The organism is Geodermatophilus sp. SYSU D00705, from assembly GCF_054050135.1.
This window is the reverse complement of sequence record NZ_JBJGYT010000015.1, coordinates 49491-75254: the sequence shown is the minus strand read 5'-3', so window position 1 is coordinate 75254 and position 25764 is coordinate 49491. Positions and strand designations below refer to the sequence as shown.

Below are 25764 nucleotides of genomic sequence, written 5' to 3'. Positions count from 1 at the left end.
GCGATACCATTCAGCTCATGGCGCTGACGCTGCGGACCGACGAGGAACTCGAGAAGGCGCTCACCGCGCTCGCGGCCGCCGAAGGCACCTCTCGTCAGGAGGTCATCCGTCGGGCCGTCCTCGAGCGGTACGAGCGCAGTGGACACGCTGCGCGAGTCCAGGAGAGCTCGGAGCGGCTGATCGACAGGTGGGGTGACGTGCTCCACCGGCTGGGCACGGTGTGAGCCAGGTCGAGTACCTCGACCTCGACGATCTCCTCGGCCTCGTCCGCGCCCTCGAGACCGGGCCGGTGCGGGACGCCGGCCTGTTGGACTCCGCTGCGGCGCGGCCCCGAGCGCACGTCTTCGGACAGGAGGCCTACCCCACGCTGTCGTCGAAGGCAGCGGCGCTGCTGCACTCACTCGCGCGGAACCATCCGCTGGTCGACGGCAACAAGCGGCTGGGCTGGCTGGCGACCGTCGTGTTCCTGGACCTCAACGCCGCCGAACCGGACCTGAGTGACGACGCCGCCTTCCAGCTCGTCATGGACGTGGCCGCCGGCGCAGCCGACGTCGAGGAGATCGCCGACCGACTCCGGGTCGTCCCGCGCTGACGGATCAGGACGGCGGCTGTGCGCCCACCACGCCGGCGACCACCGCGGCTGCTGCGTGCCCCGTGCGGACGGCGTCCAGCACCCACGCCCCGGCCCGCCAGCCGGCCAGCACGCCGGCGGCGAAGGCGTCCCCGCAGCCGGTCGTGTCCCGCACCGACGCCAGGGGCTCGACCGGCACCTCCGCCGTCCCGGAACGGGTCAGCACCCGCGTCGGCCGGTCACCGGCGTGGACCAGGACGAGCCCCGGCGCCCACGCGGGCAGGCCGCCGTCCAGCCCCAGCACCGACGCCTCGGCGGCGTTGCAGAACAGGACGTCGGGTCGCAGCCCGGCCAGCAGCTCGCCGTACTCCTCCACGCCCGAATCGCGGATCCGGGTCGCCGCGGCGACGTCGACGCTGACCGGCACCCCGGCGTCGTGCGCCAGGGACGCCGCGGCCCGCAGCGCGACGGGGAAGCGCAGCAGGTCGTAGCCGTCCAGGTGGAGGACGGCCGCGTCGGCCACCCACCCGCGGCGGACGTCGGCCGGCTCCAGCCCGCCCTCCCCGCGGTCGGCGAGCAGCGTGCGCTCGCCGTCCAGGTGGACCAGCACCGTCGTCAGCGGCGTCCGGCCGCGGCGCACCACCGCCGTCTCGACCCCACGCTCGGCCAGCCGCGCGAGCAGCCCGTCGGCTACCGGGTCCGCACCCGCCCAGCCGGCCACCCGCGCCGGCATCCCCAGCCGCGCGAGGTTCGCCGTCACGTTGGCCGGTGCGCCGCCCGCGGACGTCGTCCGCACCACCCGCTGCTGCCCGCCGGTCACCAGCGGTCCGGACAGCTCCAGCACCTGGTCGGCCACCAGCTTGCCGAGCGCCACGACCGGACCTGCGCCTGGGGGACGGGGCCAGCGCGGGACGTCCACGGGGACAGACTGCCCGGACCGCCACTCGCCGACAGCCCCCGACGACGGCCGCACCGTGGGACCCTCCCTGTCCGGAGGGAGCTCCCCGCCCTCCGCAGCCGAGGTGATCGCCGATGTCCGGATCGTGGACCGCGCCGGGCCGGCTGCTGCGAGCACCGGCCGGCCTCGCGGCGTGCCTGCTCGCCGGGTGCGCCGCTGCCGGGGGCAGCGGGGCCGAGCCCGGGCCCTCCCCGGAACCGGCGCCCGACTGGCCCGACGCCATGTACAGCGTGACCTGCGACGGGATCGTCCCGGGCGGCTTCCGGGCGGACCTCGACGGCGGGGCCGCGCGCGTGCCCGCCGACGCGAGCCGGAGCCCGTACTACGAGTACTACGACGTCCGTTTCGTGGGCAGCGCGAGTGGTGACGTCGACGGGGACGGCGAGCCCGACACGGTCGTGCTGCTGCAGTGCTCCCCGCAGCCGTCCAACGGGATCCTCGACGAGGTCCAGGTGTTCGCCGCCGACGGGGAACGGCTCGCGGTCCTGCCCAGCCCGCGCACCCTGCAGGAGTCGACGGTCCTGACGCCGCTCTACGACCCGACCGCGCTGTCGGTCCGGGACGGCGACATCGTGGCCGGGATGTGGGCCTACGCGCCGGAGGACAACCGTGCCGAGGGCCCGTCCATCCCGATCACCGTGCGGTGGCACTGGAACGGCCGCGACTTCGTCCGCGTCTCGTAGCCGAACCTCACAGCCACGCCTCGATCTCGTCGAGCTGGGCGTGCGTGAGCCCGACGCCCAGGGTCGGTGCGACCACCAGCACGTGCGGGTGGGCGGCCAGCCACTCGCCGGTGTCGGCAGCCTGCTCGGCGAGGTCGTCGTCGATCCAGACGATGCGCCGTCCCGGCTCGGCCTCGGCGACCGCGCGGGCGCAGGCCAGCTTCCACCAGTCCGTCGCCGTCCCGAGCGGCCCGCGGAAGCCGGTGGGCGCGGCCCCCTCCCGGGCGTGCACCCTCAGCCCGCGCGGGAGCCCCATCGGCTCGGCCAGCAGCCGGTCGGCGTCGCCGGCCCAGGTCGTCAGCCACTGGATCTCCACCCGGCCCGACTCGTGCAGCTCGCGCAGCCGGGCGGTGACCGTCGGGTCCCACGACAGCACGAAGCCGTTGAACGTCCCGCGTCGCCAGCCCTCGGGGAGGTCCCTGCAGGCCGCGTTGAGCACGCCGTCGACGTCCAGCAGCAGGATCGGCACGTCTCCACTCGCGGCCATGGCCACCCTCGTACCCGAGCGCGGCCCCTTCCTGGCGTCGCGCCCGGCTGACCCGTCGCCGTCCGTCACCTCGACGGCAGAGCGGGCACCCACACGGGCGACTTCGCCGTCCGGGACGTTCGGCACCCCGGCGAGCGGGGCAGCGAGGTGGTTCGCTGACAGTCCGCCGGTCTTCCGGTGGAGCACGGAACCAGGGGGAGCCAGTGTCCGACCACCTCGAGTCGCACCCGGGTTCGAGCCGCGTCGAGACGCCGATTCCCTGCCGCCGCCTCGCCCGCGGCCACGCCCCGCACCCGGCGCACGTCCAGCTGGCGCAGGCCGACGACGCCCACTGGCAGCCGGTCGTCGTGATGGGGGCCGTCGGGGACGTCGTCACGCTGGCCGTCGGCGACGAGCTGCAGCGGCACCGCAACCACGACACCGCCCACCTGGCGGACCTGGTCCGCGAGGCGGGACCCGAGGCGTTCGTCAACACCCGCCTCGGACTGCTGTTCCTGCACTCCTGGCCGCGCGACGCCGGCTCGGTCTTCTCGCTGCAGCCGGCCGACCAGCCGCCGGTGCCCTGCCGCCACTAGCGACAGGACACCGGCAGAGCAGGTCAGGCGATGCGGCGGGCGCCGGCGTAACTCGGCATGTAGCTCACGTTGTCGACCCTCACCGGCTGCCCCGGCCGCAAGGCGTGCACCATCTTGCCGTTGCCGATGTACATCGCGACGTGCGAGACGGGGCGGTAGAAGAACAGCAGGTCACCTGGCTGCAGGTTGTCGCGGGAGACCGCCACCCCGGCGCCGGACTGCGCCCGGGCGGTGCGCGGGAGCCCGACGCCGGCCGCCCGGTAGGCGAACGAGGTCAGGCCCGAGCAGTCGAACGCGTTGGGGCCGGAGGCGCCCCAGCGGTAGGGATCGCCCACCTGGGCGAGTGCGGTGTTCACGGCGCTCTGCGCCGCCGGGCTGGCGACCGCCGCGGCCGACACGGCGATGGTGTCCGGGGCGGCCGAGGCGGTGGCGGGTGTGAGGGCGATCCCGGCGCCGGCGATCGCGGCGACCGCGATCCCACGGATGGTGCGACGGGCTGAGGACGTGCGGGCAGTCGTCATCGACGACGGTTCTCCTGTTCCATCCGTCCGCCTACCGGGTTAGCTGTCGGGTTCGGGCGGGAGGTCGCCCGGCACGGCAACAGGCCGTGTTTCACCCCTGTGCTTCGGTGGGTCCCCGGTCCGGGCGCGGCAGTGGCCACGCCCCTGTTCGGCGGGGTCCGACGGGTGTCGCCACGGTTTCGGCAACGGGGGCCCGTCGGGACCGCAGAGGACGCTAGACGCACGCGCGCGGCCACGCCGGGCGAGCGCCGGCGCGAGGGCGCCCGGGCGAGACGCGGGCCGACACGCGCGCGACACGCAGTCCCACCACGTCGGACACCGGGACCAAGGTCCCGTCGCTGCTGACAATTGGGCAGGTCAGCGAAGTCAAGGGCAGTTGGACCCCATACGGAGCGTCCTGACCGTCCGTGGGGACGACCGCACGTATCGCCACGGGAACCTCGGTGGTTGGCCGGACCGTTGGGCGGGCACGATCAACGCAACCAACCGAGGAGGAACCACATGGCCGGCATGATCCGGAAGCTCGTGGCGTCGGGGATCGCGGCGAAGGTCATCCAGGAGGCCCGCAAGCCGGAGAACCAGGCGAAGATCAAGAAGTTCATCGCCGACTACCAGGCCAAGCAGAAGGGCGGCGGCAAGGGCTACGGCCGGGGCCGCGGCTACTGATCCACCGCCCGGCAGCGGCCCCTCCCGGATCCCCGGGCAGGGGCCGCTGCCGCATGCTCTGACCCGCGCCGCCGAGCTCGCCCGGATGAAGCCGACCGCGATCCTGGTCAACACCTCGCGCGGCCCGATCGTCGATGAGGCCGCCCTCGTCCGGGCCCTGCGCGACGGCCGCATCGCCGGGGCAGGCGTCGACGTCCACGACCGGGAGCCGCTGCCCGCCGACGCCCCGATCCGGACCGCGCCGAACACCGTCCTCACCCCGCACCTCGGCTACGTCACCCGCGCCACCTACGAGGTGTTCTTCCGCGACGCCGTCGAGGACGTCGCCGCCTTCCTCGCCGGCTCCCCGGTCCGCGTCCTCGCCCCCGCGTGAGCGCCGCCCGCCCCGGGTACCCACCCCCGCACCCAGGACGAGGAGGTCCGGAGATGACAGAGGGCAACATGACCGGCCGCCCCTACGGGGGCGCCAACGAGGCCACCGGCGGCAACCCGGGCGAGCGCGAGGAACCCGACCTGGTCGGGCCGCCGTCGCAGCAGGAGGAGCCGCGCGCAGCCCAGGGCGGCACCATGGGGACCGTCGACCCCAGTGTGCCCGGCAGTGACGGGCAGCCGCGCCCGGCGGAGCCGCCTCCCGGCGCCACCGGGAGCTGACCCCCGGTCAGCCGGAGGAGCGGGACAGCCGGCGGACGTCCGCCTGACTACGGCCGGCCGGCGTGGGGGACGTCGACCTCGGTCGCCAGCAGCACCGCCTCGCGCACCGGCGCGCGGTTGTGCTCGTAGAAGTCCGGCGCGCAGCACATCAGCAGCGTGCGGCCGTCGTCCCCGCCGAGCATGCAGGCGTACACCCCGAGCCCGGACGGCGCGGAGATCTCGTCGTCCACCCGCCCGCCCTCGGCCACCCGCACCAGCCGGCCGCCCACCGCGTCGGCGGCCCAGATCAGGCCCTCGGCGTCCAGCGCGCAGCCGTCCGGGGCGACCACCAGCTGACCGAGCACCTCGTCGACCGTCGTCCCGGTGACCTCGGGGCCCAGCGACGCCCAGACCCGCCGGTTGGTCAGCGACCCGTCGGCGCCCAGGTCGAAGGCGGTGTACCGGTTGCCCAGCGTCTCGCCGACGACCAGCGTGCCGCCGTCCGGGGTGATCACCGAGCCGTTCGGGAACTGCAGCCCGTCGGCGGCGACGCTGACCGTGCCGTCCGGGTCGATCCGCTTGAGCGACGCGGTCGCCGCCGCGCCGCCGCCCATCAGGTCGAAGCCGAAGTCGCCGACGAACACGTGCCCCTGCGCGTCCACGACGAGGTCGTTGAGGTGCCCCCCGCAGTGCCGGGCGAGGTCGGCGTACGTGCTGAGCGACCCGTCGGCGTACCGGAGCACGCGGCGGTCCTTCATCGACACGACCACCAGCGAGCCGTCGGGCAGCCAGCCGAGCCCCGACGGCTGCTGCTCCACCTCGACCACGACCGTCTCCGCGCCGTCGGCGGCCACCCGGCTGACCGTGTGGCGGTAGAAGTCCGACACCCACCAGGTGCCCTCGTGCCAGCGCGGGCCCTCGAAGAACCCGCCGCCCTCCAGGACCGTCCTGAGCTGCCGCTCTGCCATGGTCGGGCACCCTAGGGGGACCCGACCCCCTGGAGGAGTACCGCATGCCCGACCCCGTGATCGCCGTCGTCGGAGCCACCGGACAGCAGGGCGGCGCCACCGCCCGCGCGCTGCTGGACGCCGGCGCCCGGGTCCGCGCGCTGGTCCGCGACCCGGCGAAGGCCCACGACCTCGCCGACCGCGGCGCCGAGCTGGTGCGCGCCGACCTGCAGGACCCGGCGAGCCTCCGGACGGCGTTCCGCGGCGCCCAGCGGGTGTTCGCGATGACGACCCCGTTCGGCGCGGGCGGCCCGGAGGTGGAGGTGGCCCAGGGGATCGCGCTGGCCGACGCGGCCGCCGACGCCAGCGTCGAGCACCTGGTGTTCAACTCCGTCGGCGGCGCGGAGCGGTCCACCGGCATCCCGCACTTCGAGAGCAAGCGCCGCGTCGAGGAGCACATCGCGATCCTCGGCCTGCCGGCGACGATCGTGCGGCCCGTGTTCTTCATGGAGAACCTGCCGTGGATGGTGGCGGCCGACGGCGCCGAGGTCGTCGTCCGGATGCCGCTGCCGGCCGGTGTGCCGCTGCAGATGATCGCCGTCGCCGACATCGGCGCGGTCACCGCCGCCGTGCTCGTGGACCCCTCGCGGGTGCCCGGCGGCAGCATCGAGATCGGCGGCGACGAGCGGACCGGCGAGCAGATCGCCGCGGCCTTCGGCGAGCGCGCCGGGCGGCCGGGCCGCTACGAGGCGCTGCCGCTGGACGGCCTCGACGAGGACTCCCGGGCGATGTTCGCCTGGTTCGCGCACGTGCCCGCCTACCGGGCGGACGTCGCGGCGACCCGCGCCCTGGCGCAGGGCCTGCGCGACCTGCCGGCCTGGCTGGCCGGCGGCGGCTGGAGCGGCTGAGGCCGGCGCGGGGCGGACGTCGATACCGACGCTGGAGCCCGGGCGTCGGGCGAGCCGGTTCTGCGACGATTCCGACGTGAGCTCTGCGCGTCAGGGACTCGTGGAGGGGATCGCCGCGCCCAGACGGGTCGACGTACTGCCTCAGTGGACCGAGCGGCTGTCCGTCGTTCTCCCCACAGCGCTCGTCAGCGTCGGTCTCGGGATCTTCGTCCAGGCGTGGTCGGCGCACATCGGGTTCTACGAACAGTTCGACCTCCGGCCCGAGGAGGTCGGACTGGATTACACGACCGTCATCACCCAGGCCGGGACGGCTGCCGTGATGGTGACGGGGCTGGTCCTCATGATCGGGCTGTTCTTCCGTGCGCAGGCGTCGTGATTGTCCGCGGAGCGGCGCAGCTGGATAGCGCTCATCCGCATCGGGGTGGCCGCGGTTGTGATCAGCGCGTTCCTGGCCGTGGTCCTCGCGCCGTTGACGGTGGGCACTGAACGGCAGGTCCTCCTCTTGCTGTGGACCTCACTCGACCTGGTCGTGGTCGCTGCACTCCTCTTCTGGGGCTACACCAGGGGACATCGGGGTCTGTGTCTGATGCTGGCGACACTCGCGTTCGCCGGTGGACTGGTGGTGGCCTACCACAACGGCGTGTCGGCAGGTCGCACTCTCATCCGCGATGCCAATGCAGCAGTCCAGCAGAGCCTGGACATACCGGCCATCGCCCCACCACCTCTGGTCAGATTGGTGTCCTGGCCGACCGTGGACGTGGAGGTCTCCGTTCCCGCAGACGCGTCGCCGCCACGTCGGGGGACTGATCTGGAGTCACCGAGGGCGGTGGGCTTCTATCTGCTGGGCTCCAGAGACGGTTCGTTCGTCCTCTGGGACGTGTGCCTCGACACGATCGCCGTGATGCCCGCGGATACGACTGTGCTGACCCATCGCGACGCGAGCATCGGTGTGAGGGCCGAGGCTGCCGAACAAGCCGAAGACAGCGGATTCGGAAGCGGCGGCGGAGGCGGCTTCTCCTGTGGTGGCGGGGCCGGCATCTAGGACGGCGTCTCGACACGGAACTCCGTATGCGGAAGCTCGTGCTCGGCCCACGGTGGTGGGCAGAGCACGAGCTCCCGCAGGAGGAGGTGCCGCCTGGAGCGCTCAGTCGCCCTTCACGTTGACGATCTGCCGGAGCGTGTGCCGGATCTCGACCAGATCGGCGGCGTCGGCCATGACGACGTCCACCGGCTTGTACGCGTCGGGGTGCTCGTCGAGGAACGCGTCGGAGCGGCCCCAGGCGATGCCCGTCATGCGCCGGTCGAGGTCGGCCCGGGTGAACAGCCGCCGCGCCTGGCCGCGGGAGTGGTTGCGCCCCGCCCCGTGCGGCGCCGACATCAGCGACTCCGGGTTGCCCTTGCCGACGACGACGTAGGACGCCGTCCCCATGGACCCCGGGATCAGCCCGTCCTGCCCCCGCCGCGCCGAGATCGCACCCTTGCGCGAGAGCCACACCGAGCGGCCGTAGTGCTCCTCGCGCTCGGTGTAGTTGTGGTGGCAGGAGATCTCCACCTGACGCTCGACCGCGGTGGTCAGGAACCGCGAGACCTGCTCGGCGACGCGGTCCATCATCTCCGCGCGGTTGAGGGAGGCGAACCGCTGCGCCCAGTGCAGGGCCTCGACGTAGGCGTCGAACTCCGGCGTCCCCTCCTCGAGGTAGGCGAGGTCGCGGTCGGGGAGGTCGAGCCTGCGGGCCCGGGCGATGTCCTGCGCCACCCGGATGTGCTTGGACGCCAGCCGGTTGCCCACCCCGCGCGAACCCGAGTGCAGGAACAGCCACACCCGGTCGGCCTCGTCCAGCGACACCTCGATGAAGTGGTTGCCCGAGCCGAGCGACCCCAGCTGCAGCGGCCAGTTGTGCGCGACGCCGTCGGCCTGCGCCACCCCGGGCAGGTCTCGCAGCTCGGCGACCCGCGCGGCCGCCGACTCGCGCAGCTTCTTGTTGTAGCGCCCGGCCGACAGCGGGACCGCCCGCGAGATCTGCTCGTGCAGCACCGACAGGTTCCGGCCGCGCACGTCGTCGCCGGTGAACTGGGTGCGGACGGCGTTCATCCCGCACCCGATGTCCACCCCCACCGCCGCCGGGATGATCGCGCCGTCGGTCGGGATCACCGACCCGACCGTCGCCCCCTTGCCCAGGTGCGCGTCGGGCATGAGCGCCATGTGCGGCTTGACGAACGGCATCGACGCCGTCCGCTCGGCCTGCAGGCGCGTGGTCGGCTCCAGGATCGACGCCCAGTTCAGCAGGCGGTCGCTGATCTTCTCCACCGCGGTGCCCTACCCCGGCCGGGGACCTCCGTCCCGTCCGCCACGGACCTCCGGACGCCGCGCTGCCGCGCCCGCGGGGCCAGCATCGGGACGACGACCGATGGAGGAGAAGAGCGATGACGACGGCACTGGTGGTCCACGAGTCCCTGTTCGGCGACGGCCGCACGATCGCCCGCGCGATCGCCGACGGGCTGTCCGCGCGGATGCCCGTGACGGTGGCGGCCGCGCAGGACGCCCCCACGATCCTCGGCCCGGAGATCGGGCTGCTCGTCGTCGGCGGTCCCAACCACGTGACCGGCATGGCCCGCCCCGCCACCCGCGAGGGGGCCAACCGCGACTACGGCCTGCACGTCGACCCGCAGGCGGGCCTGCGCGAGTGGCTGGAGGAGGTGCACATCGACGGCCCGGCCATCGCCGCGGCCGCCTTCGACACCCGCATGGACCACCCCAAGGTGGTCACGAAGCTCGACCACGCCTCGAGGACCGAGGAGAAGCTGCTGCGCCACCTGCACTGCCGGATCGTCGCCCCGGCCGAGCACTTCTACGTCACCTCGGTGCAGGGGCCGCTGCTGGCCGGGGAGGAGCAGCGGGCCCGCGAGTGGGGCGCCACGCTCGGCGCCCAGTGGGAGGCCCGGCTGGCCGCCGCGAACGGCTGACGACGACCGTCAGTCCCGCCCGCGGTCGCCCTTGTCCTTGTCCTTGTCCTTGTCCTTGTCCTTTCCGCGGCGGTCGCGCTCACCGTCGTCGCCGTCCTCGTCGGTCGGCTGCGGCTCGGTCGTCGGCGCGGCGGTCGTCGGTGGCGGCGGCGGGGCGACCGCGTGGGTCACGGCGATCGTCGTGCCCACCGGCACCTCGCCGACCGGGTCCAGCGCCATCACCTGCCCGGCGGGGACGTCGGCCGTCTGCACCGGCCGCAACTGCACGACGAGGTCCAGCCCGGTGAGCTCGGCCTGCACCTGGGCCACCGGCCTGCCCACGTACTCCTCGGCGGTCAGCCGCACCTGCACCACGCGCGGCGCCGGCGCGGTCGTCGGGGGAGCGGACGTCGTCGGTGCGGCGAGCGGGGGTGTGGTGGCGCTCGCGGGCGCCGGGTCGCCACTCCGCGCGGCGAGGAACACCGCGCCCGCGACGGCGGCGACCACGACGAGGGCCACGAGCAGCGGCACCAGCAGGCGCCGCGGCCGGCCGCCGACCTCGTCATGCACCTCGGGGGCGCCGGCCACGGGCGGGACCGGGCCGACGTCGGCAGCAGGCACGACGCCGGCGGCGGGCACCGCGGGCAGCACCCGCGTCGTCGGCTCCGGGCCGACCGCCGGCATCACCAGGGTGTCGGCGCGGTCCGGCTCGGCCGCGGCCGGCGGCGCCCGGTGCCGCCCCGGGGAGTGCTCGGCGACGACGTCGTCCACCGCGGCCAGCAGTGCCGCGCCGTCCGGGATCCGGTCGGCCGGCTCCTTGGCCAGGGTGCGCTCGACCAGCCGGCGCACCGGCTCAGGAACGTCGTCCGGCAGCGGGTCCGGGGTGTCGCGCAGCTGCCGGAAGGCGACGTCGACCGGGTCGGGCCCGTCGACCGCCCGGCGGCCGGCCAGGCACTCGTAGGCCACCATGCCCCAGGAGTAGACGTCGCTGGCCGCGACGGCCCTGTCGCCCCGCACCTGCTCCGGCGCCAGGTACTGGGCGGTGCCGACGACGTGGCCGGTGCGGGTGACCGCCGCGTTCGCCGCCGACCACGCGATGCCGAAGTCGGTGATCTTGACGGTGCCGTCGGGGGCGACGAGCACGTTGCCCGGCTTCACGTCCCGGTGCACGACGCCCGCCGCGTGGGCGGCGGCCAGCCCTGCGGCCACCTGGCGCAGGATCGCCAGCGTCCGGTCGGAGGTCAGCCGGCGCTCCCGCTGCAGCACCGCCGCGAGCGGCTCGCCGTCGACGAACTCCATCACGAGGTAGACCAGCCGGTCGCCGCCGGCCAGCTCGGGCTCGACCTCGCCGTAGTCGTGCAGGACGGCGATGTTCGGGTGCGCCAGCCCCGCCGACAGCCGGGCCTCGGTGCGGAAGCGGGTGAGGAAGACGGTGTCGCCGGTGTACTCGGGGCGCAGCACCTTGACCGCGACGGTGCGGCCCAGGACCAGGTCGCGGGCACGCCAGACCTGCCCCATCCCGCCGGTCGCGATGGGGGAGAGGAGTTCGTAGCGGTCCTGCAGAACCGAGCCCGGCAGGTGCATGTCCGCAGCGCTCAGCCCGGGTCCACCAGGCGCAGCGGCGGGGGAGAGGCCAGCCGCTTCTCCAGGGTCACCCGGTGCCGGCCGTCGGACTCGTGCCGGAAGTCGAGCCGGTCGACCAGCGCCTGCATGAGCAGCAGGCCGCGGCCGCCGTCCAGCGGCCCCCGGTCGGTGGCCTCGGGCAGCGCGTCGGGGTCGAAGCCCTCGCCGTCGTCGAACACGCTGATCCGGCACATCGCGTCGTGGATGGCGACCTGCACCTCGTACTCGGCGTGCTCCCCGGCGTGGTGGACGACGTTGGCGCACGCCTCGGTGAGCGCCAGCGTGACCTCGTCGACGATGGTCCGCTCCACGCCCAGGTGCTCCAGGGCCTGCCGGCACAGCCCGCGCACGAAGGGCACGCTGGTGCTGTCCACCGGCAGGCGGACGGTGAAGGCTATGTCCATCCCGGGCCGTCCATCCGAGGGCTGTCCGTCCGTGCGCTGTCCATCCGAGTTCCCCCTCCGTGCCCGATGGCCCTTACCCTGCAGTAGCAGGGCGACGACGACGAGGGGACCGAACCGTGCTGTTCGAGGTGGAACGGACGACGGTTCTCGGGCGACCGGCGCTGAGAGTACGCGGCGAGCTCGACCTCGCCACCGCCCCGCAGCTCGGTACGGCAGCGGAGTCACTGCTGTCCCAGCAGCCCCGCTCGGTGGTCGTCGACCTGACCGAGACCACGTTCCTGGACTCCTCCGGAGCCCGGCAGCTGGTCCACCTCGCGCGGTCGGCACGGGCCGCCGACGTCGCGCTGCAGGTGGTCTGCCCGCGTGACAACCGGCCCGTGCGGCTGGTCGTCGAGCTCCTGGAGCTGCAGACCTCCGTGCCGATCGTCGAGTCGGCCTCGCTCACCGAGGGAGAGGTCGGCCCGTAGGGTCGCGGCGGTGACGTCGACCGTCCCCCAGCCCGCCCTCCCCGACGACGCCCTGGCCCGCTGCGCCGACGAGCCGATCGCCGTCCCCGGTGCGATCCAGCCGCACGGCGCGCTGCTCGCCGTCACCGAGCCCGACCTCGCCGTCGTCGTCGCCTCCGCCAACGCCGCCGACCTCCTCGGCCGCGCGCCGGCGTCCCTGACCGAGCTGCTGGGCCCCGCCGACCTCGACCGCCTGCGCGCGGGGCTGGCGGGGGACCACGCCGAGCTCAACCCGCTGCGGACCACCGTGGACGGCGTCGAGCTCGACGTCGTCGTCCACCGCGCCGACGGGCTGCTGCTCACCGAGTGGGAGCCGGTCGAGGGCGCCGGGCAGGCCGGCGCGGGCTGGCACCGCCGGCTGCCCGCGGTGCTGCAGCGGCTGTCGGCGACCACCGGCCTCGACGAGCTGACCGCGGTGCTGGCCCGCGACGTCCGCGAGCTCACCGGCTTCGACCGAGTGATGGTCTACCGCTTCGACGCCGACTGGAACGGCGAGGTGGTCGCCGAGGACCGCCGCGCCGACCTCGAGCCGTTCCTCGGCCTGCGCTACCCGGCCAGCGACATCCCCGCCCAGGCGCGTGCCCTGTACGCGGTGAACTGGCAGCGGCTGATCCCCGACGCCCGCTACCGCCCGGTGCCGCTGGCGCCGGCGGCGAACCCGGCCACCGGCCGCCCGCTGGACCTCTCCGGCTCCGTCCTGCGCAGCGTCTCGCCGGTGCACCTGGAGTACCTGGCCAACATGGGCGTCGTCGCCTCCATGTCGGTGTCGCTGATCGACCGCGGCCGGCTGTGGGGCCTGGTCTCCTGCCACCACTACGCCGGTCCGCACCGCCCCTCCTACGCCGACCGCGTCGCCGCGGAGTTCCTGGCCCGCACCGCCTCGCTGCTGCTGCACACCGCCGTCGAGACCGTGGACCGCGACGAGGTCGTCGGCGTGGCGCAGCGGCAGGCGCAGCTGGTCGCCGCCGCCGGCCGCACCCCGCGCGACCCCGCCGCCGCGCTGACCAGGGGCGAGGTCACGGTGCTGGACCTGCTGCCCGCCGCCGGTGCCGCGGTGCGGCTCGGTGGGCGGCTGCACCTGCTGGGCAGCACCCCGCCGGCCGGCCGGGTGCCCGGGCTGGTCGCCGCCCTGCTCGCGACGGGGGAGCCGGCCACCGACGCGCTGGGCCGGGTCGTCCCGGCCGCCGCCGACGTCGCGGACACCGCCAGCGGCCTGCTCGCCGTGGAGATCGGCGGCGGCAGCGGGGACTTCCTCGCCTGGTTCCGACCCGAGACGCCGCGCGAGGTCACCTGGGGCGGCAACCCGCACACCGCCAAGACCGTCGAGACCGACGCCGGGCCGCGACTGAGCCCGCGCCGCTCCTTCGCCGCCTGGAGCGAGACGGTGCGCGGGACGGCCACACCGTGGCGCGCACACGAGGTCGCCGCCGCGGAGGCGCTGGCGGCCCACCTCGCCGGGTCGGCGCTGCAGCGGGCGGGGGAGGACAACCGGCTGGCCGCCGTCCTGCAGCGCACGCTGCTGCTCGAGCAGCTGCCGAAGGTGCCCGGGCTGGCGCTGGCCGCGCACTACCGGCCCAGCGCCGCGGACGTCGTCGGCGGCGACTGGTACGACCTCGTGCCGCTGCCCAGCGGGCGGGTGTCGGTCGTGATCGGGGACGTCGCCGGCCACGGCCTGGCCGCCGCGGCGATCACCGCGCAGCTGCGGCACGCGCTGCGGGCCCACCTGCTGCGCGACGCCGGCCCCGGCGCCGCCCTGTCCGGCCTCGGCGCGCTGGTGGCCGCCCTGCTGCCCGGGGAGCTGGCCACCGCCGTCGTCGCGGAGGTCGACCCGGCCACCGGTGCGGTCGCCGTCGCCAGCGCCGGGCACCTGCCGGTCCTGCACGCCGCCGCCGGCGGGGCCACGCTGGTGACCGCCGGCCGCGGCCCCGCCCTCGGCCTGCTCGACCGGGCCGACTACCCCGAGGCGCGGCTGCAGCTGGACGCCGAGGACCGGCTGCTGCTGTTCAGCGACGGCCTGGTGGAGCGCCGCGACGTCCCGCTGCCCGAGCGGCTGGACGCGCTGCGGGCCGCGGCGACGGCCGGCCGCGACCCGGAGGCGCTGCTCGCCGACGTCCTCGCGGCCCTGGACCCCCCGGACGCCGACGACGTCACGATGGTGGGCCTGGGCCGCGCCTGACGTCAGGCCGGCACGCGGTCCAGCACGTAGAGGCCGGGGGCCGCCTCCTGCGGCGGGTGGTCCTCGCTGCCCAGCTCCTGCGGCGCGGGCACCTCGTCGCCGGACCGGGCGATCGTCCAGTCCGCCCAGTGCTCCCACCAGCTGCCGGTGTGCCGCTGCGCGCCGGCCCGCCAGTCCTCGGGGTCGGGGCCGAGCGGGCCGCCGGTCCAGTAGCTCATCTTCGGGTTGCCCGGCGGGTTGACCAGGCTCTGGATGTGGCCGCTGGAGCTGAGCACGAACTCGGTCGGGCCCGACAACAGGTGCGTGGTGCGGTAGGTGCCCTTCCACGGGGTGATGTGGTCGGTGAGGGCGCCGACGACGAACGTCGGCACGGTGATGCGGCCCAGGTCGACCGGGGTGCCGAGCACCGTCTCCGCACCCGGGCGGGTCAGCGTGTTCTCCCGGAAGATGCGCAGGAACTGCTCGTGCAGCGCGGCCGGCAGGTTGGTGCCGTCGGCGTTCCACTCCAGGACGTCGAACGCCGGCGGCGCCTCGCCCATCAGCCACTGGTTGACCAGGTAGCCGAACACCAGGTCGTCGGGGCGCATCCAGGTGAAGACGCTGCCCATCGACCGCGCCGGGATCACCCCGCGGGTGCGCGACAGCCGCCGGGCCAGGCCGACGGTGGAGCGTCCGGCGAAGGCGCCGAGCGGCGCCGGGGAGTTGAAGTCCAGCAGCGTCACGCCGTACGCGGCGCTGTGGATGCTGTCGTCGCCGACGGCGGCCAGGTGGTTGAGCAGCGTGGTCTGGACGATCCCGCCGGCGCAGATCCCGATGGTGTTGACGTCGGGGGAGCCGGTGACCTGCCGGGCCACCGCGACCGCGCGGCGGATCCGCTCGGCGTAGGTGTCGAGGTCCCAGTGCGCCTGCTTCCGCGTCGGGTTCCGCCAGCTGATCATGAAGACCTGCAGGCCCTGGGCGACGGCGTGCTCCACGAAGCTGCGGCCGGGGGCGAGGTCCAGGAAGTAGAAGCGGCCGATCGGCGGCGGGACGACGACCAGCGGCCGCTCGCGGACCCGCTCGGTCGACGGGGAGTACTGGATGAGCTCGATGACGTCGTCGCGGTAGACCACCGCACCCGGGGTGATGCCGAGGTTGCGGCCGACGCGGTACGCCGAGCGGTCGGTCTGGGTGGGCAGGCCGCCGTTGTGCAGGACGTCGCCCAGCAGCGCCTTGGTCCCGCGGACGACGCTGCCGCCGCCGGTCTCCAGCGCCCGCTTGAGCGCCGCCGGGTTGCCCAGCAGTGTGTTGGTGGGCGCCGCCGCGCTGGTCAGCGCGTTGATGGTGAACCGGGCCCGCTCCACCTCGCGCCAGTCCGCGCCGTCGGCCTCCATGCGGTCGACCAGCCGCTGCAGCGCCGACCCCCACGCGAGGTAGCCCTGGCCCAGCCGCCGGTAGCCGGGGTTGTCCGTCCAGGCCGGGTCGGTGAAGCGCTTGTCCCGCGGGCTCGGCGCGATGCGGTCGGTGCCGCGCACGATCTCGACGAGGTCCTTGCCGAGCTGCACGCTCTCGGCCGCGATGGCCCGCGGCCGGCCGAGCAGTGCGGCGACCCCGCCGAGACGGCCGACCGGCGCCGCGGCGGCGACGTCCTCACCACCCCCGGCGGGGACGGAGTGGAGGGGGCGTTCCTGCGCAGCCTGGCTCACGTGCTCTCCTCGCGTTTGGGGCCCGTGGGGCCGACGTTAACGAGAGGGAACCGTCCGCGACGAGGCCCAAAGTCCCTGGGGTGGGATGGGGTGCGACACACTCCCCGGGAGCTCGTGCTCTGCCCGCAGGGGTGGGCAGAGCACGAGCTCCCGCGGGGTGACCCGGGGTCAGTCGCGGCGGCGGCGTCGGCGCGGGACGTCGTCCTCGGCGCCGCGGCTGCGGGCGAAGGACTCGGCCAGCTCGGCGGGCCAGCCGTCGTCCACCAGCAGCAGCGCCAGCGACCGGCCCAGCACCGTGTCGACGTCCCGCGCCGGCAGCTCCGAGCCGAACACCACCTCGCGCAGCGCCCACCCGTGCCCGGCGGTGCCGCCGGTGGCCACCGCGGCGGCGAGCTTCTCCACCCCGGCGACGTCCAGGCGCAGCGCGGCCCAGCGCAGCACCGGCGGCAGCGCGGACGCCGGCACGAGCGACTCCAGCCGGCCCAGCCAGCGGACGTCGGCCACCAGCAGGTGCCCGAGCAGCGCGCGGTGCTCCTCGTCGAAGGCGCCGCCGTCCGCGCGCCACTGCGCCTCCAGCGCGTCGCCGACCACCCGTCGCCGGGACGCCAGCAGGGCCAGCTCCCACCGGTCGTCGGTCAGCCGCAGCAAGGGCAGCCGGACGCCGAGGCTGAGCGCCTGCTCGACGAGCAGCCCGGCCGCGCGGTCCAGCCGGGCGATCCGCCGGCCGCGGCCCACCTCCTCGGCCAGCGCGGCGCACAGGTCGCCCTGGGTGAGCCCGGCGAGGGTCACGGCGGTCTCGGCGGGCCCCTCGGCGCCGTCGAACACCTCGTCGAGCAGCGCGGCCAGCACCTCGGACCGCACCCGCCCGGCCACGCCCGCCGACCGGCGCACCGACGCCCGCAGCGCCGTGGCCACCGGCGGCTCGGCCGCGGCCAGCGCCAGCGCGTCGGCCGTGTTGTGCCCGCGGCCCAGCCAGCCCGTGGCACCGTCGGACTCCAGCACGCACGCCACCTGCTCGGGGGTCAGGTCGGCGGCGTCCTGCTCGGCCCACTCGTCGGCGAACAGCCAGGCGTCCAGCCGGCGCAGGTCGCCGATCGGGTCCGGCGGCAGGTCGCCCTTGCTGGCGGCGGCCAGCAGCGACCGCGCGCGCTCGGTGTCGGCCGGGCCCGCGGTCGCGCCGGCCGGCCCGGAACCCAGCACCACCGCCACCGCGGCGGTGTCGCCGTCGTCGGCCTGCGGGTCCGCGGTCAGCGAGACGCCCGACGTCAGCGCCCGCGGCAGCACCGCGGCGACGATGTCGGCCACCTCACGGCCCGACGGCGTGCGCCGCGGCAGGGTGCACCCGCCGGAGCCGGCGGCGAGCGCGGCCAGCACCCGCGCCAGCAACGGGGTGAGGGCGTCGACGTCCTCGGCGGTGAGTGCGGGCGCGGTGCGCTCGGCCGGCGGCACCCGCAGCGGCGGCAGCTCGGCGGTGGGGACGGCGTCCGCGTCGAGCGCGTCCAGGAACCGGCCGGTGCGGCGCAGGGCCAGCAGCTCGCGCAGGCCCAGCCGGTCGCCGTCGTCCCACAGCAGGTGCACGAGGTAGTTGCCGGGCCGGCCGAAGCCGTCGGCGCGGGCGGCCACCTTGCGGTAGAGCAGCCGGCCGGTGCCGCGGTGCACCAGCCCGAACGCCTCGCCCGCGTCGGGGGTGAACCCGACCAGCGCGCCCAGCGCCTTGCGGGTGCGGCCGACCTCGGCCGGCCAGTCGGGGGAGTGGGCGAAGACGCCGAAGCCCGGGCCCTCCAGGGTCCGCGGCGCGGAGGTGTAGACCGCCTGCGCGTACGCCCGGGCGCTCATCCGAACCACTCGCCGCGCACGGCAGAGCCGGCCTCCTCCGGGTCCAGGCCCTCGGCGGACAGGAAGCCGTGGCGGGCCAGCAGCACCAGCAGCGGGTCCAGGCACCCGACGGGGGAGATCTCCGGGTAGCCGCCGTCGCGCGCGTCGGCGCCCGTGGCCGACACCGCGTGCACGGTGGGCCGCGGCAGCCGGTTGAGCACTGCGGTCAGCAGGTTGGAGCCGCCCTTGACCTCCAGGAAGTCGACCAGCCGGGAGCTGGTGGCGCGCACGTCGGCGAACCAGTGCGGCAGCGGCATCGCGGTCAGGTCGGTGTCGCGCAGCGCACCGGCCGGGAAGTCGGGCAGGCCGCGCAGCTTGTCGGCCTTGGTGACCACGACCGACGCCGAGACGCCCTCCAGCGGGGCGTCCGGGTGCAGGTTGCGCGCCGTGCGCAGCAGGTTGGCCAGGTTCACCACCATCTGGGTGTGCCGGGCCAGCCCCATCGACTCCTCACCCGGGTCGGCCAGGTGCCGCAGCCGCGGGAAGACGCCGGGGGCGAGCAGCACCAGCACCGAGGACGCCGCGTAGAGGAACTTGCCGTACTGGCCCATGTCCTCGGCGCGGTACAGCTGCTCGCCGGACGCGTCGAAGAAGACGAGGTTGACCGCCCGCTCGGCGCCGCCCCGGCCGGTGCCGCGCAGCACCAGCATGAACGGTTCCGGCGAGCTGCCGGGGCCGAGCAGCGGCAGGGTCAGCGGCAGCTGGCGGCGCTGCACCATGAGCCGGTAGCGGTAGTCGTCGAACCGGGCCGCGCTCTCCTCGTCCATCTCCACCGAGATGCCGAGCGGGGCCAGCGCACCCTCGTGCAGCAGGTCGATGAGCACCGTCAGGTAGGTGCTCTTCGACGCCCCGGTCAGCCCGACCAGGCCCACCACGATCGTCGCGCGGTCCAGGTAGTCCGGCGGCAGCCGGTGGCCGTTCGGGCAGGTGGGGCTGACGCTCGCGGCGGCCGCGACGGCGGCGTCCCGGGGGGTGGGCGGCGGCGCCGGCTCAGCCCGCAGCGGCTCCAGCAGCCGCTGCCAGCGGGTGCGCCGCTCCACCGGCGGGCGGCGCGGGACGCCGGCGGCGTCCCGCCACACCGGGGTGGTCAGCGGCTCCAGGCAACGCGGGCAGACGCGGCGCTTCATCGCTCGCTCAGCGGACGAAGAGGACGAAGAAGACGACAGCGGTCGCGCAGAACACCGCCAGCAGCACGCGCTGCCGCTCGCGGTAGCGGTGCCGCCGGGCGTCCAGCCGCTGCTGGGCCAGCGCCCGCTCGTACATGCCGGACACGGTGGGGGGCCTCCTCGGGGACGGGGTCAGAAGACGACGTGGTAGGCGATGGCCAGCACCAGCCCGGCGACGATGCCGAGCAGCACGGCCACGGCGACGGCGGCGGCGAAGCCGGCCCGGGTGTCGGCGACCGCCCGTTCCAGCCGGGCGAGCTCGTAGCGCGCCGCCTCGACGACCGCACCGACCGACTGCAGGTCGCGCATCGTCGTCCGCGGGTCGGGGATCTGCGAGGTGCCGCCCAGCCAGCGGGTCTGCTGCTCCACCTGCCGGGCCAGCGCGGACAGCGACGGCCGCTTCTCCGGGGCGAACCGCAGCGCCTGGGTGACGCTGTCGAGCAGGTTGGGCGGCACCTGCGACAGGTTGAGCCGGCCGCCGCGCAGGGCGAGGAAGTAGTCGGAGTCGGACATGGTGTCGTCCGGGTCGACCGGGTGCACCGCGCCGGCGGCGAAGGCGATCACCATGCCCCAGCTGTAGACGTCGCTGGCCTCGGTGAGCGCGGCACCCTGCAGCTGCTCCGGGCTGGCGAACAGCTTCGTGCCGAGCACCGCCATGCCGGTGGTCGCGGTGCCCGACGGCGGCTCCGGGCCGATGTACCGGCTGATCCCGAAGTCGACCAGCCACACGTCGTTGCCCGAGATGATGATGTTGCCCGGCTTCACGTCGCGGTGGACGACGCCGGCGGCGTGCACGTCGCGCAGCGCGCGGAGCAGGCCGATCGCGATCCGGCGCAGCTCCTCGGCGTTCAGCCCGGCCGAGCGGTGCGCGAGGAACTCGTCCAGCGGCGTGCCCGACACGTACTCCTGCACGTAGTAGGGGGCGTCGGCGGCGAGGTCCTGGTCGACGATCCGGGCCACCCGGGAGCTCTTCACCCGCGTGGCGTTCTCCACCTCGCGGGCCAGCCGCTTGCGGGCCAGGTCGGGGGCGGCCTCGGGCAGCCGCTTGATGACCACCAGCGGGCCGTCGTCCCCGGTGGAGCCGACGAACAGGTCGGCGCCCTGGCCGCCGCGGGGCAGCCGGCACATGAGCGTGTACGGGCCGATGCGGTCGGGGTCGCCGGGTTCCAGGAGGTGCACCTGGCGGGTGCCGGCCAGGTCGGCGACGGCTCCGGTGGGGTCGAGCGCCTCGTCCACGGTGCGGGGCCTCCCGGGTCGGCGACGGCTGGACGACGACGGTAGAACGCGAACCTGGGAGCGGAGGTTCTCGAGACGGTGGCATGCAGAGTGCATGCACCGCTGCCAGAATGGTGGCGTGCCCGTTTCCATGACGATCCGCGACGTGCCCGACGAGACGCGCGCCGTCCTCGCGGCTCGGGCGGCCCGCGCGGGCCAGTCGCTGCAGGAGTACGTCCGGGCGCAGTTGAAGACGTTGGCCGAGCGGCCGACCCCGGAGGAGCTCTGGGAGCGGGTGGAGCAGCGGGTGCGAGCCACGGGCACCCGGTTGTCGACCGCGGAGATCCTCGAGGCGAGGGACGCCGACCGCCCGTGACGCTCGTGGTCGACGCCTCCGCGGTGCTGGCTGCCCTCGTCGACGGCGGGGACGAGGGCACGTGGGCGCGCCGGGAGCTCGGCGGGGAGGCGCTCGCGGCTCCCTCCCACCTGCGGGTCGAGGTGTCCAGCGCCCTCCGCCGGGCGGTCCTCGGCGGACGACTGAGCCGCGATGTCGCCACCCTGGCCCACCACGATCTCGTGCAGCTCAGCGTGACCTCGTTCCCGTTCGAGCCGCTGGCGTCGCGGGTGTGGGCGCTCCATCCCACGGTCACGGCGTACGACGCCGCCTACGTGGCGCTCGCCGAGGAACTCGGAGCGCCGCTCCTCACCCTCGACCGCCGGCTGGCCCGGGCGAGCGGTCCGGCGTGCGACTTCGTCCTGCCGGCGTGATCAGACGGAACACACAGGTCCGTCCGGGACGTTGGTCCTCGGAGCGGTGGGGGCGGACGTCAGGGGAGTGGATGAGCGGGATCGGCACGGGCACGCGGCCCCGGACGGCGCCGCACCGCCATGCCGCGCCCCGGCGTCGTCCGCCCCGGTCCGCGGTGCTGGCCGCCGTGGGCCTGGCCGTGCTGCTGGCGCTGCTGGTCGTCGTCGTCCCCCGGGTCGGCGGCGAGCCGGACGACCGGCCGGCCGCGACGACGACGGAGGCGAGCCCGACCCCGGTGGACACCGCCGACCTCAGCGCCCCGGCCAAGCGCGACGTCGCGATGCAGCTGGTCTCCAGCGCCGAGAACTCCACCCTGGACTGGCAGGACCAGTACGCCTACATCGAGTGGGACGTCGAGGGCGTCGACGCGGAGAACCGGGGCTACACCGCCGGGCTGATCGGCTTCTGCAGCGGCTGCGGCGACATGGCCCGGCTGGTCGAGTACTACACGAGCATCGCGCCCGGGAACCGGCTGGAGGAGTACCTGCCCGCCCTGCGCGAGCAGCAGGAGCTCGGCATGGGCAACGTGACCCAGGAGGGCCTGGGCCCCGCCTTCGTCGCCGACTGGCGGGCCGCCGCGCGTGACCCGCTGTTCCGGGAGGCGCAGGACCACGTCGTCGACACCGTGTACTTCGACCCGGCCGTGCAGCAGGGCATCGCCGACGGCGTGCACGCCCTCGGCCAGTTCGTCTACTTCGACGCGCTGGTCGTGCACGGTCCCGGGGACGACGCGCTGAGCTTCGGCGGCATCCGCACCGCGGCCCTGGCCGACGCCAGCCCGCCCGCGCAGGGCGGCGACGAGGCCGAGTGGCTCGACGCGTTCCTCGACGCCCGGGTCGAGGCGATGCAGAAGGAGCGCGCGCACCGCGACACCAGCCGGGTCGACACCGAGCAGCGGCGGTTCCTGGAGGAGGGCAACCTCCACCTGGACACGCCGCTGCTCTGGTCGACGTACGGCGACGCCTACCGCATCCCCTGACCCCGCGGGTCAGGCCAGGCAGGTCAGCGGCCGGCCACCGTTGTAGGTGATCATCTCGTCGACGATCTGGTGGTAGTCCAGCGGCACGCCCTGCGGCTCGCCCCGGAGCTCGGAGTAGGCGCGGTGCAGGTTGCCGACCAGCCGCTCGGGGTCGGTGAGGCCGGCGAAGTCGCCGAGGTCGGTCCGGCGCGCCACCTCCAGCGGGGGGTCGCCCGCTGCGAAGCCCTCGCGGGCCCGCTCCTGCACGAACCGCAGGTACTCCAGCTGGCCGGCGATCACCCCGCCGTCGCACACCGCGCCGTGCCCGGGCACGAGGGTTGCCGGGTCGAGCGCCTGCAGCTCGGTCAGCGCGTCGACCAGCCCCTGCACCGACCCCATCACCACGAACGGCGTCCCGCCGTTGAAGACGAGGTCGCCGGCGAAGAGCAGGCCGCGCTCGGGCACCCACATGGTGACGTCGTTGGTGGTGTGCGCCGGCTGCCCCACGTACCGCAGCGTGGTGGCGACGTCGTCGCAGTAGACGGTCACCGAGTCCTCGAAGGTGACCGTGGGGGCGGCGATCTCCAGGTCGCCCCACTCGACGCCGGGGAACCACTCCTTCGTCTCCAGGCCCACGGCCAGCATCGTGTGCCGGCACAGGTCGTGCCCGACGATCGTGGCCTGCGGGAACAGGTAGTTGCCGTAGGTGTGGTCGCCGTGGTGGTGCGTGTTGACGATCGTCTGCACGGGGATCTCGGTCAGCGTGCCGACGGCGTTCTTGAGCCCCTGACCGCGGGCGGCGGTGAACGCGGTGTCCACGAGGGTGACCCCGCGCCGGCCGACGTGGACGCCGGCGTTGTTCAGGCCCCAGCTGCCGTCGAGCTGGACGAAGGCGTGGAAGCCGCCGCCGAGGTCCTCGATCGTCGGCGGGGGCAGGACGGCCGTGTGGGCGTTGGTGGTGCTCACGGGTCAGGCCTGCCCGGTCGTGGCCTCGGCGAGACCGAACTCGGGCATGACCTCGGTGGAGAACAGCTCGAGCATCTGCAGGCCCTCGTCGCGCGGGATCATGCCCCAGTGGAAGAGCCACACGAAGTAGTCGATGGGCAGCTTCGTGAGGAACTCCCCGACCTGGCGCTTGACGTCGTCGACCGTGCCGCCGATGAGCAGCCCGCTGTTGATCAGCCGGTCGGCGAGGTGCTCGCCGGGCTTGGGCACCGGGCCCTCCTCGCCGTCGTACCGGGCGCCCTCCATGAAGCCGAACTGCTCGTACCAGCCCTGCCAGACCGGCTTCTCGTAGCGGTCGACGCTCTCCCGGATGCGGGCCCGGACCTCGTCCTCCGGCGTGCCGTTCGGGTAGATGTAGAAGGTGCGGCAGACGCCGATGCCCTCCCCGAACCGCGGGTCGCGCCCGCGTGAGTTGGCGCCCTGCACGTAGATGTCCATGAGCTGGCGCAACTTCTCGTGCGAGCCCATGAGGATCGTCGGGGTGACGTTCTCCTCCCCGCACCACTGCAGCGTGCCGGGGCTGGCGCCGAAGGCCTGGAACAGCTGCGGGTGCGGGCTGGTGTAGGGCCGCGGCACGACGCTGACGCCCTTGATCGTGCCGTGCTCGTCCACCTCGCCGGGCTGGCCGTAGGGGCCGGTGATCGTCTTCGCCGGCGGCCAGTTCGGGATGCCCTCGACCGGGAACGGCACCTTGTAGGTCGGGCCGTCGTACTGCAGCAGCGGCTCGGTCCACGCCTTCTTCATGATCGCGAAGTTCTCGGAGAACAGCAGCCGGTTGCGCTGGTCGGCGTCGCTCATGTCCGACGCCGTCGAGGTCACCCCGAACCGCTGCCCGAGGATGTTCTGCCACCGCGCCTGGTAGCCCCGGGCCATGCCGACGAACAGCCGGCCCTTGAGCATGTGGTCGGCGATGGCGATCTCCTCCGCCAGCCGGATCGGGTCGTGCGCGGGGAGGACCAGCCCGAGCTGACCGTGCCGCAGCCGCTTGGTGTGCTGGCCCAGGTAGACGTTGAGCATCAGCGGGGCCGGCGAGATCTCCATCCCCTCGGAGTGCATGTGGTGCTCGACGTGGGTGATGCCCCAGTAGCCGAGGTCGTCGGCCGCCTTCACCAGCTCGACCAGGCTCTCCAGCATCCGCTGGTAGGCGTCGTTGTCCCGGCCGATGGGACGGCGGGCGGCCATCTCCTGCTCGTCGCCGAGCGTCGGGTACACCTGCAGGATCACGTCGGGCATGCGCTTCTCCGTTGCCTCGGGGTGGGGAGCGCGCGGTCGAGACGACAGCGCGCCGTGTGCAGGGGAGGGGTCAGCCCGCCCGGTCGGTCAGGTCGATCCCGAAGCCGGGGGCGTCCCGCTTCTTGCCGACCGGGTTGCGCAGGACGCCGATGCCCTCCACCTCGAGCTCGACGACGTCGCCGGGCTGGATCCAGCGATCGAGCTCCAGGCCGCACCCGCGGCCGATCGTCCCGCCGCCGATGACGTCCCCGGGCTGCAGCGGCTGGTCGACCGACAGGGTGGAGATCACCTCGGCGAAGCTGAAGACCATCGCGCCGAGGGTGCCCTGCGACCAGGTCTCCCCGTTGACCCGTGCGCTCATCCGGGCGGTCGAGATGTCGATGGCGTCCGCGGTGGTGAGGGTCGGGCCGAGGGAGGTGGCGAAGTCCTTGCCGAAGGCGGGCCCGAGCCGGACCTCCATCTCGCGGAACTGGATGTCCCGCGCGCTCCAGTCGTTGAAGATCGTGTAGCCGACGATGCAGTCCAGTGCCTGCTCCGGCGTCACCTGGGAGGCCGGCCGCCCGAGCACCGCGGCCACCTCGAGCTCGTAGTCGAGCTTGTCGGTGTAGTGCGGCCAGGGGACCTCGTCCTCCGGGCCGATCACCGTGTCCGGGTTGCCCTTCCAGTGGATCGGCAGGCGGTACCACTCGGCCGGCACCGTGCCCAGGCTGTTCCGGACGTGCTCCTCGACGAGCATGAAGTCGCGCATCGAGTTGGGGCGGGGCAGCGGCGCGGCGAGCCGGACCTCCTCCAGCGGCACGAGGGAGTGGCCGGTCTCCTGAGCGCGGACCAGGCAGGTCCGGGCGAGGTCCAGACCCCGCTCGCCCAGCCGGAGGAGCGCGAGCACCGAGTCCGGCCGCGGGGCGTCCGGGGCGAGCGCCGTGGCCGCCGCGAGCAGGTCGAGGACCTGGCCCCCGTCGAGGACCCCGGGGAGCGGAGGTCCGGCCGCTCCCGTGCGGCGGAAACTGACCAGTTGCACCGATCCGCCCCTCTCCGGTGGGCTCCGGCGACCACCTGGGGCCGAACCTAGGTCCGGCGCGAGCGGCGTGGGAAACAGTGAATGCCGGTGGATTGACCGGCTAGCGTGGTGAATCCGCCCGCGGCCGGCGCCGCCGGCCCGTGCGCCCCGGGAGGTCAGGTGCG

Annotated in this window: 31 protein-coding genes and 1 riboswitch; of the genes, 16 read left to right on the top strand and 15 right to left on the bottom strand. The window is 74.6% G+C overall.

Annotated elements, in window-relative coordinates; translation table 11 throughout:
• Positions 1-17: 17 nt before the first annotated feature.
• Together ACI78Q_RS13770 and ACI78Q_RS13765 are read left to right on the top strand one after the other, a co-directional pair.
• The gene (locus ACI78Q_RS13770; protein WP_456923955.1) at positions 18-224 is read left to right on the top strand and encodes a ribbon-helix-helix protein, CopG family; all 207 of its coding nucleotides are present in this window, start codon (positions 18-20) and stop codon (positions 222-224) included.
• Positions 221-592 (top strand): type II toxin-antitoxin system death-on-curing family toxin, encoded by a 372-nt coding sequence (locus tag ACI78Q_RS13765; protein WP_456923954.1) that lies wholly within the window; start codon positions 221-223, stop codon positions 590-592. The genes ACI78Q_RS13770 and ACI78Q_RS13765 overlap by 4 nt, the downstream gene beginning before the upstream one ends.
• A 4-nt stretch (positions 593-596) precedes the next feature.
• On the opposite strand, the gene ACI78Q_RS13760 is transcribed toward ACI78Q_RS13765, so the two are convergent.
• Positions 597-1445, bottom strand: a complete 849-nt coding sequence (locus ACI78Q_RS13760) for a carbohydrate kinase family protein (RefSeq protein ID WP_456923953.1) — start codon at positions 1443-1445, stop codon at positions 597-599.
• A 158-nt stretch (positions 1446-1603) separates the two neighbouring features.
• Here ACI78Q_RS13760 and ACI78Q_RS13755 point away from each other — a divergent pair, with 158 nt between their 5' ends.
• Entirely contained in the window at positions 1604-2212 is a 609-nt protein-coding gene (locus ACI78Q_RS13755; protein ID WP_456923952.1) for a hypothetical protein, read from the top strand.
• 7 nt (positions 2213-2219) lie between these two features.
• On the opposite strand, the gene ACI78Q_RS13750 is transcribed toward ACI78Q_RS13755, so the two are convergent.
• Positions 2220-2720: an HAD domain-containing protein gene (locus tag ACI78Q_RS13750; protein ID WP_456923951.1), complete on the bottom strand. Its 501-nt coding sequence runs from the start codon at positions 2718-2720 to the stop codon at positions 2220-2222.
• A 221-nt stretch (positions 2721-2941) separates the two neighbouring features.
• On the opposite strand from ACI78Q_RS13750, the gene ACI78Q_RS13745 reads away from it, so the two are divergent.
• The gene (locus ACI78Q_RS13745; RefSeq protein WP_456923950.1) at positions 2942-3313 is read left to right on the top strand and encodes a hypothetical protein; all 372 of its coding nucleotides are present in this window, start codon (positions 2942-2944) and stop codon (positions 3311-3313) included.
• 23 nt (positions 3314-3336) lie between these two features.
• Here ACI78Q_RS13745 and ACI78Q_RS13740 read toward each other — a convergent pair whose 3' ends face one another.
• Positions 3337-3834: a C40 family peptidase gene (locus tag ACI78Q_RS13740; protein WP_456923949.1), complete on the bottom strand. Its 498-nt coding sequence runs from the start codon at positions 3832-3834 to the stop codon at positions 3337-3339.
• Positions 3835-3849: 15 nt separating this feature from the next.
• Positions 3850-3976: riboswitch (cyclic di-AMP (ydaO/yuaA leader) on the bottom strand.
• 359 nt (positions 3977-4335) lie between these two features.
• Between ACI78Q_RS13740 and ACI78Q_RS13735 the strand changes: the two genes are divergently transcribed.
• The 3 genes from ACI78Q_RS13735 to ACI78Q_RS13725 are packed head-to-tail and all read left to right on the top strand — an operon-like array spanning position 4336 to position 5151.
• Positions 4336-4500 carry a hypothetical protein gene (locus tag ACI78Q_RS13735; RefSeq protein ID WP_456923948.1) on the top strand — a complete coding sequence of 55 codons (165 nt, stop codon included), beginning with the start codon at positions 4336-4338 and terminating at the stop codon, positions 4498-4500.
• Between the two features lie 28 nt (positions 4501-4528).
• The gene (locus ACI78Q_RS13730) at positions 4529-4873 is read left to right on the top strand and encodes an NAD(P)-dependent oxidoreductase (RefSeq protein ID WP_456923979.1); all 345 of its coding nucleotides are present in this window, start codon (positions 4529-4531) and stop codon (positions 4871-4873) included.
• 53 nt (positions 4874-4926) lie between these two features.
• The gene (locus ACI78Q_RS13725; RefSeq protein WP_456923947.1) at positions 4927-5151 is read left to right on the top strand and encodes a hypothetical protein; all 225 of its coding nucleotides are present in this window, start codon (positions 4927-4929) and stop codon (positions 5149-5151) included.
• A gap of 47 nt (positions 5152-5198) precedes the next feature.
• Here the strand turns inward: ACI78Q_RS13725 and ACI78Q_RS13720 are convergent, their stop codons facing one another.
• Positions 5199-6098, bottom strand: a complete 900-nt coding sequence (locus tag ACI78Q_RS13720) for an SMP-30/gluconolactonase/LRE family protein (protein ID WP_456923946.1) — start codon at positions 6096-6098, stop codon at positions 5199-5201.
• A gap of 44 nt (positions 6099-6142) precedes the next feature.
• Here ACI78Q_RS13720 and ACI78Q_RS13715 point away from each other — a divergent pair, with 44 nt between their 5' ends.
• From ACI78Q_RS13715 to ACI78Q_RS13705, 3 genes are all read left to right on the top strand, one after another.
• A complete protein-coding gene (locus tag ACI78Q_RS13715) occupies positions 6143-6985 on the top strand; it encodes an NmrA/HSCARG family protein (protein WP_456923945.1) in 843 nt (280 codons plus the stop codon).
• A 76-nt stretch (positions 6986-7061) separates the two neighbouring features.
• Entirely contained in the window at positions 7062-7361 is a 300-nt protein-coding gene (locus ACI78Q_RS13710; RefSeq protein WP_456923944.1) for a hypothetical protein, read from the top strand.
• A gap of 57 nt (positions 7362-7418) precedes the next feature.
• Positions 7419-8027 (top strand): hypothetical protein, encoded by a 609-nt coding sequence (locus ACI78Q_RS13705; protein WP_456923943.1) that lies wholly within the window; start codon positions 7419-7421, stop codon positions 8025-8027.
• A gap of 102 nt (positions 8028-8129) precedes the next feature.
• On the opposite strand, the gene ACI78Q_RS13700 is transcribed toward ACI78Q_RS13705, so the two are convergent.
• Positions 8130-9293 carry an RtcB family protein gene (locus ACI78Q_RS13700; RefSeq protein WP_456923942.1) on the bottom strand — a complete coding sequence of 388 codons (1164 nt, stop codon included), beginning with the start codon at positions 9291-9293 and terminating at the stop codon, positions 8130-8132.
• A 116-nt stretch (positions 9294-9409) separates the two neighbouring features.
• On the opposite strand from ACI78Q_RS13700, the gene ACI78Q_RS13695 reads away from it, so the two are divergent.
• Complete coding sequence (locus ACI78Q_RS13695; protein WP_456923941.1) at positions 9410-9949, top strand: hypothetical protein; 540 nt, start codon at positions 9410-9412, stop codon at positions 9947-9949.
• Between the two features lie 9 nt (positions 9950-9958).
• Here the strand turns inward: ACI78Q_RS13695 and ACI78Q_RS13690 are convergent, their stop codons facing one another.
• Both ACI78Q_RS13690 and ACI78Q_RS13685 read right to left on the bottom strand, forming a co-directional pair.
• On the bottom strand, positions 9959-11512 hold the full coding sequence (locus tag ACI78Q_RS13690; RefSeq protein ID WP_456923940.1) for a protein kinase domain-containing protein: 1554 nt from the start codon (positions 11510-11512) through the stop codon (positions 9959-9961).
• Between the two features lie 11 nt (positions 11513-11523).
• Positions 11524-11955: an ATP-binding protein gene (locus ACI78Q_RS13685; RefSeq protein WP_456923939.1), complete on the bottom strand. Its 432-nt coding sequence runs from the start codon at positions 11953-11955 to the stop codon at positions 11524-11526.
• Positions 11956-12071: 116 nt separating this feature from the next.
• Between ACI78Q_RS13685 and ACI78Q_RS13680 the strand changes: the two genes are divergently transcribed.
• Positions 12072-12422, top strand: coding sequence for an STAS domain-containing protein (locus tag ACI78Q_RS13680; protein ID WP_456923938.1), 351 nt, complete (start codon positions 12072-12074; stop codon positions 12420-12422).
• 10 nt (positions 12423-12432) lie between these two features.
• Entirely contained in the window at positions 12433-14637 is a 2205-nt protein-coding gene (locus ACI78Q_RS13675) for a SpoIIE family protein phosphatase (protein ID WP_456923937.1), read from the top strand.
• Between the two features lie 2 nt (positions 14638-14639).
• On the opposite strand, the gene ACI78Q_RS13670 is transcribed toward ACI78Q_RS13675, so the two are convergent.
• From ACI78Q_RS13670 to ACI78Q_RS13650, 5 genes are all read right to left on the bottom strand, one after another.
• Positions 14640-16322, bottom strand: a complete 1683-nt coding sequence (locus ACI78Q_RS13670; protein WP_456923936.1) for a PHA/PHB synthase family protein — start codon at positions 16320-16322, stop codon at positions 14640-14642.
• A gap of 168 nt (positions 16323-16490) precedes the next feature.
• The gene (locus ACI78Q_RS13665) at positions 16491-18158 is read right to left on the bottom strand and encodes a GAP1-N2 domain-containing protein (protein ID WP_456923935.1); all 1668 of its coding nucleotides are present in this window, start codon (positions 18156-18158) and stop codon (positions 16491-16493) included.
• Positions 18155-19324 (bottom strand): TRAFAC clade GTPase domain-containing protein, encoded by a 1170-nt coding sequence (locus tag ACI78Q_RS13660; RefSeq protein WP_456923934.1) that lies wholly within the window; start codon positions 19322-19324, stop codon positions 18155-18157. The genes ACI78Q_RS13665 and ACI78Q_RS13660 overlap by 4 nt, the downstream gene beginning before the upstream one ends.
• Before the next feature lie 7 nt (positions 19325-19331).
• Positions 19332-19469, bottom strand: coding sequence for a hypothetical protein (locus ACI78Q_RS13655; protein WP_172442492.1), 138 nt, complete (start codon positions 19467-19469; stop codon positions 19332-19334).
• A 26-nt stretch (positions 19470-19495) separates the two neighbouring features.
• On the bottom strand, positions 19496-20599 hold the full coding sequence (locus tag ACI78Q_RS13650) for a serine/threonine-protein kinase (protein ID WP_456923933.1): 1104 nt from the start codon (positions 20597-20599) through the stop codon (positions 19496-19498).
• A 118-nt stretch (positions 20600-20717) separates the two neighbouring features.
• Here ACI78Q_RS13650 and ACI78Q_RS13645 point away from each other — a divergent pair, with 118 nt between their 5' ends.
• The 3 genes from ACI78Q_RS13645 (at position 20718) to ACI78Q_RS13635 (ending at position 22365) form a co-directional block, all read left to right on the top strand.
• Entirely contained in the window at positions 20718-20954 is a 237-nt protein-coding gene (locus ACI78Q_RS13645) for a FitA-like ribbon-helix-helix domain-containing protein (RefSeq protein ID WP_456923932.1), read from the top strand.
• Complete coding sequence (locus ACI78Q_RS13640; RefSeq protein WP_456923931.1) at positions 20951-21346, top strand: type II toxin-antitoxin system VapC family toxin; 396 nt, start codon at positions 20951-20953, stop codon at positions 21344-21346. Before ACI78Q_RS13645 ends, ACI78Q_RS13640 begins: the two co-directional genes overlap by 4 nt.
• A gap of 155 nt (positions 21347-21501) precedes the next feature.
• Positions 21502-22365 (top strand): chitosanase, encoded by an 864-nt coding sequence (locus ACI78Q_RS13635; RefSeq protein WP_456923930.1) that lies wholly within the window; start codon positions 21502-21504, stop codon positions 22363-22365.
• Between the two features lie 9 nt (positions 22366-22374).
• Here the strand turns inward: ACI78Q_RS13635 and ACI78Q_RS13630 are convergent, their stop codons facing one another.
• The 3 genes from ACI78Q_RS13630 to ACI78Q_RS13620 all read right to left on the bottom strand — a co-directional run bounded on the left by ACI78Q_RS13630 (position 22375) and on the right by ACI78Q_RS13620 (position 25600).
• Complete coding sequence (locus tag ACI78Q_RS13630; protein ID WP_456923929.1) at positions 22375-23310, bottom strand: MBL fold metallo-hydrolase; 936 nt, start codon at positions 23308-23310, stop codon at positions 22375-22377.
• 3 nt (positions 23311-23313) lie between these two features.
• A complete protein-coding gene (locus tag ACI78Q_RS13625) occupies positions 23314-24582 on the bottom strand; it encodes an LLM class flavin-dependent oxidoreductase (protein ID WP_456923928.1) in 1269 nt (422 codons plus the stop codon).
• A gap of 70 nt (positions 24583-24652) precedes the next feature.
• Positions 24653-25600 (bottom strand): fumarylacetoacetate hydrolase family protein, encoded by a 948-nt coding sequence (locus ACI78Q_RS13620; protein ID WP_456923927.1) that lies wholly within the window; start codon positions 25598-25600, stop codon positions 24653-24655.
• Positions 25601-25764: the final 164 nt, after the last annotated feature.